The following is a 1900-nucleotide window of genomic DNA, read 5'->3' as shown; positions in this document are numbered from 1 at the left end:
TCAACCATATGGTCGTTATTAGGTGCGGGGCTGGGTGTGATGGCGATATCTATATACTTTCCCTGTCCCACCCTGACGAGGCAGGAATTAAATTCCCGTATTGATTTCTTCATTTATTATTACCGAGCCGTCTGTCGATGGAAAAAATATTATCACTTGAGATATTAGCCGGTCAATCCCTAAAGTGATAATATTTTTGATTTGAATTTATCGTATTGATTACTTTGGGTATTTTTATCCCCCCAAAGTGATTGGTTGGTTTATCTTGATAAATTGTGGTTTATGATAAATAATACATACCACTGTCTATAATTACAGTGGTATGAGTCGGGAGGTATAGAATGGAAGTGGGACTGCTTAGGGTGGGTGTCGGAATGTATGTTGCTGCTACTCGCATCTATGCGGATCAACCTCTTTTTAGGTTGCGGATCAAAAATATAATAACGCCAAAAAATTCAACCTCAGAATCAACAGGAACTAATGGGACTCTCGAGTCGTCAACGGACAGAAAGCCGCTAGCACCGCCCTGCACAAAGCGGTATACGGAATAACCCCCCCCAATCTTGGCATAGACTAAATCACCATTTCCCGCCTCTTCACTGCTATCAACTACCACAATAGTACCTGCTGGTGCTTCGGCGCATCCACTATTAGTATTGAGCCTGTATGCTCGGCAACTATCTGATTTTATTAGGTCAGGTACTGGAATGCTATGTCCGGTAGGGCGATCTTGCTCGTATAGCGCCACTGGGAATGTCCCGACGTAACTCACCTCAGTTGATGTAATCTCTTTCTTTTCCTCTCTCATAGGCCCAATGCCATCACTAAGCCATTCTGGGCGAACACCAAGAACGCTGGCAATCTTTACTAAGCTCCCCGTCTTCTCAGCTTTACCTGAAACTAGCTTCCATATCATGGACTGAGCTATTCCAGCTTCTTTTGCGAGGCGCCCCTGAGTGAAGCCACTCTGCATCATTGCAATCTTCATACGTTCAGCAAAATTCATATTTCACTCCTTTAAGTCAATGTGCGCATTTTATCTCTTTGGTGATTTATTTGCAAAAATAACTATAGGGATTGATTTGTCGCTGCCATAACACTAATATCACTTTAGATATTAACGTGGAGTTTAAGTCATGAAGCACCCCGCAGTAGAGCGAGCAATTCAGATTGCAGGCAGCCAAAAGTCATTAGCTGTCGCGATTGGGCGCCCTCAGTCACTTATTAGTAGCTGGCTGAATTGTAAGAAAAAGGTCTCGGCGAAGTCAGTTCCGGAAATTGTTGATTTAACAAATGGCGAAGTACTGGCCCATGAACTGAGGCCGGATTTGCCGCGTGTCTTTCCTGCCCCGAAGGACTAACCCACAACAGGACGGTAGTGATGAATAACCAACTGATGATATTTAACTCTGCTGATCTCGGTATTTCGCTGAGCGGCATGTTGTACCAAGGTAAGCCAGTGTTTTTTGCTGTTGAATTGGCTGAGTCACTAGGTTACGCCCAACCAGCAAAGGCGGCAAATGACCACTGTAAGTCATTGATTAAACTTAATTGTGCTGAAACAGAGGAATTAGGTTTAGGATTCAGACCTAAAGGTATCATTTTGGCATTAGAGTCTGATGCCTACCGTCTAATCATGCGCAGCCATCTCCCCTCGGCCGAACGTGTACAGGATTGGGTGTGCGAGGAGGTGCTTCCGTCAATTCGTGAAACTGGCAGCTACAACCATCAGCCACAACACATGACTGAAATCGAAATAATTGCCGCTATGGCAGTCGATGCTGTTCGTCAGCAGAAGCGTCTGAATCACGTGGAAGAACAGGTCGTAGCTGTTACCGAAACCATCGAGAAAATCAAACGTGGTTCGATTCCGGTTGGCTGGGCGGGTTATTCACTGCTT

At 44.8% G+C, this 1900-nt stretch carries 3 protein-coding genes; 2 read left to right on the top strand and 1 reads right to left on the bottom strand.

Annotation, left to right across the window (positions count from 1 at the left end; all coding sequences use genetic code 11):
- Window positions 1–406 precede the first annotated feature (406 nt).
- Window positions 407–1006 (bottom strand): helix-turn-helix domain-containing protein, encoded by a 600-nt coding sequence (locus tag AEP37_RS23535; protein ID WP_049615600.1) that lies wholly within the window; start codon window positions 1004–1006, stop codon window positions 407–409.
- Window positions 1007–1136: 130 nt separating this feature from the next.
- On the opposite strand from AEP37_RS23535, the gene AEP37_RS23530 reads away from it, so the two are divergent.
- Window positions 1137–1361 carry a transcriptional regulator gene (locus tag AEP37_RS23530; RefSeq protein WP_049615599.1) on the top strand — a complete coding sequence of 75 codons (225 nt, stop codon included), beginning with the start codon at window positions 1137–1139 and terminating at the stop codon, window positions 1359–1361.
- A gap of 20 nt (window positions 1362–1381) precedes the next feature.
- Window positions 1382–1900, top strand: a 519-nt coding sequence (locus tag AEP37_RS23525) for a BRO-N domain-containing protein (RefSeq protein ID WP_280512723.1), incomplete at its 3' end; no start/stop codon positions are given.

Source organism: Yersinia pekkanenii (assembly GCF_001152565.1).
Lineage (GTDB): Bacteria > Pseudomonadota > Gammaproteobacteria > Enterobacterales > Enterobacteriaceae > Yersinia > Yersinia pekkanenii.
This window is presented reverse-complemented; position numbering and strand designations above follow the sequence as displayed.